7 protein-coding genes and 1 pseudogene are annotated in these 6,022 nt (G+C 73.0%); 7 read left to right on the forward strand and 1 reads right to left on the reverse strand.

The features are described from left to right. The 3 genes from PSH25_RS08170 to PSH25_RS08180 all read left to right on the forward strand — a co-directional run. Nucleotides 1-813, forward strand: an 813-nt coding sequence (locus PSH25_RS08170) for an ABC transporter permease (RefSeq protein ID WP_238658413.1), incomplete at its 5' end; no start/stop codon positions are given. A 53-nt stretch (nt 814-866) separates the two neighbouring features. After that, nucleotides 867-1,175 carry a hypothetical protein gene (locus PSH25_RS08175; RefSeq protein WP_184179324.1) on the forward strand — a complete coding sequence of 103 codons (309 nt, stop codon included), beginning with the start codon at nt 867-869 and terminating at the stop codon, nt 1,173-1,175. Between the two features lie 125 nt (nt 1,176-1,300). Further along, on the forward strand, nt 1,301-1,732 hold the full coding sequence (locus tag PSH25_RS08180; protein WP_238658414.1) for a hypothetical protein: 432 nt from the start codon (nt 1,301-1,303) through the stop codon (nt 1,730-1,732). A 54-nt stretch (nt 1,733-1,786) separates the two neighbouring features. Here PSH25_RS08180 and PSH25_RS08185 read toward each other — a convergent pair whose 3' ends face one another. Then, nucleotides 1,787-2,791 carry an ABC transporter ATP-binding protein gene (locus PSH25_RS08185; RefSeq protein ID WP_372492741.1) on the reverse strand — a complete coding sequence of 335 codons (1,005 nt, stop codon included), beginning with the start codon at nt 2,789-2,791 and terminating at the stop codon, nt 1,787-1,789. A gap of 2 nt (nt 2,792-2,793) precedes the next feature. On the opposite strand from PSH25_RS08185, the gene PSH25_RS08190 reads away from it, so the two are divergent. The 4 genes and pseudogenes from PSH25_RS08190 to PSH25_RS08205 all read left to right on the forward strand — a co-directional run. After that, entirely contained in the window at nt 2,794-3,480 is a 687-nt protein-coding gene (locus PSH25_RS08190) for an ABC transporter permease (RefSeq protein ID WP_238658416.1), read from the forward strand. Beyond that, nucleotides 3,477-4,217, forward strand: a complete 741-nt coding sequence (locus PSH25_RS08195; RefSeq protein WP_238658417.1) for an ABC transporter permease — start codon at nt 3,477-3,479, stop codon at nt 4,215-4,217. Before PSH25_RS08190 ends, PSH25_RS08195 begins: the two co-directional genes overlap by 4 nt. 201 nt (nt 4,218-4,418) lie before the next feature. Further along, complete coding sequence (locus PSH25_RS08200) at nt 4,419-5,423, forward strand: glycine betaine ABC transporter substrate-binding protein (protein WP_238658418.1); 1,005 nt, start codon at nt 4,419-4,421, stop codon at nt 5,421-5,423. Nucleotides 5,424-5,532: 109 nt separating this feature from the next. Beyond that, a pseudogene (locus tag PSH25_RS08205) lies at nt 5,533-6,022 on the forward strand (hypothetical protein); the annotation flags it as partial.

Consider the following 6,022-nt stretch of genomic DNA (forward strand, 5'->3'; position numbering starts at 1 on the left):
GCGGTTGGCGGGCTCGCGCTGGCCCTGGCCGTGGTGATGCTGCACGTGCCGGGCTGGGCCGCCAGCCTGGCCGGCGCCGCCGCCGTGGTGGTGTACATCGAACGTCGTTCGGCGCCCGTGCTGGTGCAGGGCGACTACGACCCGACCAGCAGCGCCGGGTACCTCTTCGCCGGTTTCGCCGCGGTGGCCGTCCTCGGCGGGCTGTTCGGCGCGGTCCGGGCGATCCGCCGGCTCGTCGGCCGGTACCGACCGATCGCCGACCCGGCTCGTCGGCGGGGCGCGGTGGCCGCCGCGGTGACCGCCGTCGCGCTTGTCGTCTCCACGGTGCTGGCCGCTCTCGCCGGCGTGCTGCTCGCCGCCAACGACCCGGGGCCGGTGGCCCCCACCTCGGGGCTGGACTGGACGGTGCTGGCCATCGGCGTGGCCCTGCTCGCCGGCACCAGCGCGTACGGTCGCCGGGGCGGTGTGTTCGGCACGCTGCTGGCGGTCGGCCTGGTCACCGTCTTCCAGGTGTACGCGCCGGAGCGCGGGTGGACGCTGAGCAACTGGGTGGTCGGCGGGGCCGCGCTCGGCGTCGGGCTGCTGGTCACCCGGCTGGTCGAGACGCTCGGGCGGCCCCGACCGGGCAGCCCCGACCGGCCCGAGCCGGTCAGCGACGGCACGATCAGCTCGGGCTGGACCATGGCGCAGCCGCAGTCCGTCGACAACTGGCCTCCCACGCTGCCGACCCAGGCCGCGCCCCAACCGGTCGACCCCTGGCGGGACCCGCGGTGGGAGGACGGCCCGCGACGGTGGGAGACCGACGAGCGGTGAGCCGCGTCGCGTCCGCCGAGCCGGAGCTGATCTCGACCGTTAGGCTCGGCGACATGACCGACACACCTGCCGCCACCCCGGGCGGAACCTCGTTCGAGGAGCTTGACGCGCTGTCCACCGAGGAGCTGCGGGAGCGGGCGTTCGCCCTGGCCCGAGAGCGTCGGGACGTGGGCTTCTACTGGTCGGTGCTGCGCCACCTGCCGAACGCGGACGAGGCCACGGTGCTGGACGGCGCCCCGAACTCGATCGGTCCGACGATCGACGAGGCCAACGCGTTGTGGCGGGAGCTGACCGGTCACGGCTACGAGGAGTCGGCGCCGCTGCTGCGGGCCGCCTTCATCGACTACCTGATGAAGCACTGAGCCGCTCGGGGCAGCCCAGGTCGGCCCGAGCCACCGGTTCGGGGCCTGGGCGGATCGCGTCGTTCCTGCACCGCTCCGGCCCGGTCAGCCGCTACGGCACGGCCGCCGGCACCGGTGCGCTCGCCGTGTTGCTGCTGGTCGGCATCTGCGGCAGTCCGGCGTACACCGGTTGGGCCGCCAGCCTGACCGACCCGGAGTCGGGCGGCGCCTTCTACGCGCGCCTGCTCGCGTGGCCGGCCTGGCGGCTCGACGCGGACGGGCAGGCCGGCGGGTTGTTCGCCGCCGACCTGCGGGCCGTGCTGCTGGTGGTCCTCGCGGTGGCGCTGCTCTACCTGTTGCCCGCCGCCCAGGTCGCCCGGGTGCCCGGCCCGGTCAGTCAGTTCTTCTCCGGCTGGGCCGCGTACGTGCTGGCCGGCGGGCTGGCCGCCGTGCTGGCGGCGCTGCTCGGCCCGGCGCCGTCACTGCTGGGGGCACTTCAGGACGCCAGCACCGGTGCCGGTTACGGCTTCCTCACCGGCTGGATCATCGGCATCGCCAGCCTCGGCGGTCGCGCCTGACCCGCCCGAGGTGGGGTCAGGCGCGGCGGTCGTGCCCGACCCGACCGGGCCGGGTCAGTTGGTCGGGCGGCCGAGGTCGAGGAGACGCTGTCGGCTGAGCGCGCCCACCGGCCGGCCGGCGTCGGTCACGAGGAGCCGGTCCCGGCCCGAGGTGAGCAGGACCGCCAACGCGTCGTACGCGGAGCCGTCCACCGCGACGGTGGGCAGGTCCGGTGCGGCGTCCTCGGGTACCGGTTCCAGCGCCTCCCGGTCGAGTGGGGTGACCGCCAGCCGCCGGATGCCCCGGTCGGCGCCGACGAACTCGCGGACGAACGGGGTGGCGGGTGCGCCGAGCAGCGCGGCCGGGGTGTCGAACTGCTCCAGGTGCCCGCCCTCGGAGAGCACGGCGATCCGGTCACCGAGTCGGACCGCCTCGTCGAGATCGTGGGTGACCAGCACGATCGTCTTGCGCACCTCGGCCTGCAGGCGCAGGAACTCCTCCTGGAGGCGGGCCCGGACGATTGGGTCGACGGCCGAGAACGGCTCGTCCATCAACAACACCACCGGATCGGCGGCGAGCGCGCGGGCCACCCCGACGCGCTGCCGCTGGCCACCTGACAGCTCGTGCGGGTAGCGACCGCCGAACTCGGCCGGGTCCAGCCCGACCAGGTCGAGAAGCTCGTCGACCCGGGCCCGGGTCTGGCCCTTGGGCCACCGGAGCAGGCCCGGCACGGTGGCCACGTTGGCCCGCACCGTCTGGTGTGGAAAGAGGCCGACGTTCTGGATGACGTACCCGATTCGACGGCGTAGTCGCACCGGGTCGACATCGGTGACGTCCTCGTCGCCGAGCGTGATGCGACCGGCCGTCGGTTCGATCAGGCGGTTGATCATCCGCAGCACCGTCGACTTGCCGCAGCCGGAGGGGCCGATCAGCACCACCAGCTCGCCGGCTCGGACGTCCAGGCTGAGGTTCCGGACAGCCTCGGTGCCGTTCGGGTAGCGCTTCTGGATGCCCTGCAGGGAGATCGACGCCGCGCGAGGGGATTGGGCCACGTCGGCAGCCTCCGGGGTAACGTCCACGTATGTCCTTCCGCCTGAGCTACCGGGCCGACCCGGGTAACCCCTGGTTCTCCTGGCAGTACGTGCGGGACAACTCTGACACGATCCTCGCCGCGGTGCGCGAACACGCCTCTCTCACCGGGCGGGCGGTGTTGATCGCGGTGCTGATCGCCCTGCCGTTGTCCGTGCTGGCGTACTGGTTCCGTCCGCTCGCCGGTCCGATCCTCGCCGTCAGCGGGGTGGTCTACACCATTCCGTCGTTGGCGCTCTTCGCGTTCATCGCGCCCTACCTGGGCACCGGGGCGACCACGGTGCTGGTCGGGCTGGTCCTCTACGCGCTGCTGCTGATCGTGCGCAACGTGGTGGCCGGTCTCAACCAGGTGCCCCCGGAGGTTCGCGAGGCCGCCGAGGGCATGGGTTACGGCCGGTGGAGGCGACTGTTCCGGATCGACCTGCCGCTGGCGCTGCCGGGCATCGTGACCGGCGTACGACTGGCGACCGTCTCGACGGTGGCGTTGGTCACGGTCGGGGTGCTGGTCGGGCACGGCGGGCTCGGGCAGTTGATCTTCGCGGGCTTCCAGAACAACCTCTACAAGGCCGAGATCATGACCGCCGCGCTGCTCTGCGTGGCGCTCGCGGTCGTCCTCGACCTGCTGCTCATCCTGGTCGCCCGGCTGGTGACCCCCTGGTCCACCCGGAGGGCACGGTGACCGTCGCGGCGAACCCGATCGGCCAGGCGATCACCTGGATCAACGACCCACTGAACTGGACCAACCCCGGCGGCATGCTGGACCGGCTCGGCGAGCACCTGACGATCTCCGCCCTGGCGGTGGCGCTCGGCTGCCTGGTGGCCTGGCCGCTCGGGCTCTGGCTGGGGCACCTCGGCCGAGGTGGCGGCCTCGTGGTGCTGATCTCCAACGCCACCCTGGCCATCCCCACCCTGGCGCTGCTGACCATCCTGCCGGTCGTCTTCGCCAGCGGCTTCGGGAAGACGCCGGTTGTGGTGGCACTGGCCGTCTTCGCCGTGCCGCCGCTGCTGGCCAACGCGTACACCGGGGTGCGGCAGGTGGACCCGGAGGCCCGCGACGCGGCCCGGGGGATGGGTCTGTCCAGCGCGCAGCTGCTGCGCCGGGTGGAGTTGCCGCTCGCAGTGCCCTACCTGGCGGCCGGCTTCCGCACCGCGGCGGTCCAGGTGATCGCGACCGCGGCGCTGGCCTCCTTCGTCAACGGCGGCGGCCTCGGCCAGATCATCCGGACCGGCTTCGGTATCGGCATCGCGGCCGGTGGCGGGCAGATCGTCGCCGGCGGTGTGCTGGTGGCCGGGCTCGCGCTGCTGGCCGAGGTGGTCCTCGGCGGCGTCGAACGGCTGGTCACCCCCAAGCCGCTGCGGCGCGGGCGGCAGCGCCTCGGGCGGCCCCGGCCCGCCGATGCGACCGGGAGCGCCTGACCCGTCCGGGTGAGTGCCGCGTCGAGCTGGCGACCCGTGCCCGTCAAATCGGTGACGATGGGGTGACGAAGTCCATCCCAAGTTGTCGGTCGGTTGCGGAGCATGTTGGGTGGACATTCGCGGGCGGCCGACAGTCAGGATCGCCCGTCGGACACGCGGCCGGCCCGGGACGGGCCGCGCCGGGACACGGAAGGCGGGCACATGCGCGCACGTACACGTCTGGCGATCGGGGCTGTCAGCGCCGTCGCCGGGGCAGCACTCCTCGCCGGCTGCGGGGATGCCGGCTCGTCCGGCACCGACGCGCCCCAGACGAGCGCCTCCGGCGCCGGGTGCGCCCCGGTCGCCGGCCAGCAGCTCATCGCTCTGCAGGACGACAAGAAGCTCCAGAACTCCGACAACGTCATTCCCGCGGTCAACAGCAAGGCGGCCAACCCGCAGCTGATCGCCGCACTGGACAAGGTCTCCGCCACGCTCGACACCCCGAAGCTGATCCAGCTCAACAAGGCCGTCAACGAGGACCGCAAGACCCCCAAGGTGGCGGCCGAGGAGTTCGCCAGCGCCAACAACCTCACCGCGGGCATCGCCAAGGGCCCGGGCGGCGACATCACGGTGGGCGCCGGCAACTTCGCCGAGAGTCAGACGTTGGGCGAGCTGTACCGGATCGTGCTCACCGCCGCCGGCTACCAGGTCAAGGTGCAGCAGATCGGCAACCGGGAGCTCTACGCGCCGGCTCTGGAGAAGGGCGAGATCCAGGTCGTCCCGGAGTACGCGGCGACCATGGCCGAGTTCCTCAACACCAAGGCCAACGGCCAGAACGCGCAGCCGGTCTCCTCGCCGGACATCAACACGACGGTGACCGCGCTCAAGGCCGAGGGCGACAAGGCCGGCCTCACCTTCGGCACCCCGGCCGCCGCGCAGGACCAGAACGCCTTCGCGGTGACCCAGGCCTTCGCCGACAAGTACGGCGTACGGACCCTCTCCGAGTTGGCGGCGAAGTGCTCCGGCAGCGCGACCGTGCTGGGTGGCCCGCCGGAGTGCGAGCAGCGTCCGTTCTGCAAGCCGGGCCTGGAGAAGACGTACGGGCTGTCGGTCGGCAAGTTCTCCTCGCTCGACCAGGGCGGGCCGCTGACCAAGAGCGGGCTGCGCGACGGTTCGATCAGCGTGGGTCTGATCTTCTCCTCGGATGGCGCCTTCGCCACCAGCTGAGCCCTTCCCGCACGTGCTGAGGACGCCCCCGCCCTGACCGGGCGGGGGCGTCCGTGCGTCCCGGGGACCCCGTTCCCTCCGCTGGATATCGTGGGTAGGCTGCACATCCATGCCAGCCCCGGCCACCTCTGACGCCCGGCGTCAACCATCGCTGCTGACCATGCTCTTCTGGGCGGGCGTCGCTCTCGCGCCGGTGGCGGCGCTGATCCTGCTGGTGGCCGACGGCAACGGCCCGCTGCGCTTCGCCGCGGTGCTCGCCATTCTCGCGGTGGTGCTGATCGGCCTCTCCATCGCGCTGCGGCCCGACGGCGACGGCGACTCGGCGCGGACCGACGAGCTGCTCGACGAGATCGAGGAACTGCGTCGGGAGCTGCGCAGCGAGATCGTGGCCGCCGCCCAGCGTGGTAACCAGGCCCTCGACCAGGCGCAACGGGCCCAGGAGGGGATCGCCGCGGTGCGCCGCCGCCTCGACGCCAGCGGTGCCGCCCTCGCCGGTGCGGCTTCCGCTGCCGAGCCCGCGGGTGCCGGGCGGGCGCGAGTGGCCGCCGTCGAGCCTCCGGTGGACGACGCGCCGGTCGCCCGTAGCCGGGTCCCGCTGG

This window comes from Micromonospora foliorum (genome assembly GCF_022229015.1).
In the GTDB taxonomy this organism is placed as follows: Bacteria; Actinomycetota; Actinomycetes; order Mycobacteriales; family Micromonosporaceae; genus Micromonospora; species Micromonospora foliorum.

Excerpts from the sequence above, each read along its gene's own strand:
- PSH25_RS08175 (WP_184179324.1), top strand. The coding sequence starts at position 867 with ATGACCGACACACCTGCCGCCACCCCGGGCGGAACCTCGTTCGAGGAG.
- PSH25_RS08190 (WP_238658416.1), top strand. The coding sequence starts at position 2,794 with ATGTCCTTCCGCCTGAGCTACCGGGCCGACCCGGGTAACCCCTGGTTC.
- PSH25_RS08200 (WP_238658418.1), top strand. The coding sequence starts at position 4,419 with ATGCGCGCACGTACACGTCTGGCGATCGGGGCTGTCAGCGCCGTCGCC.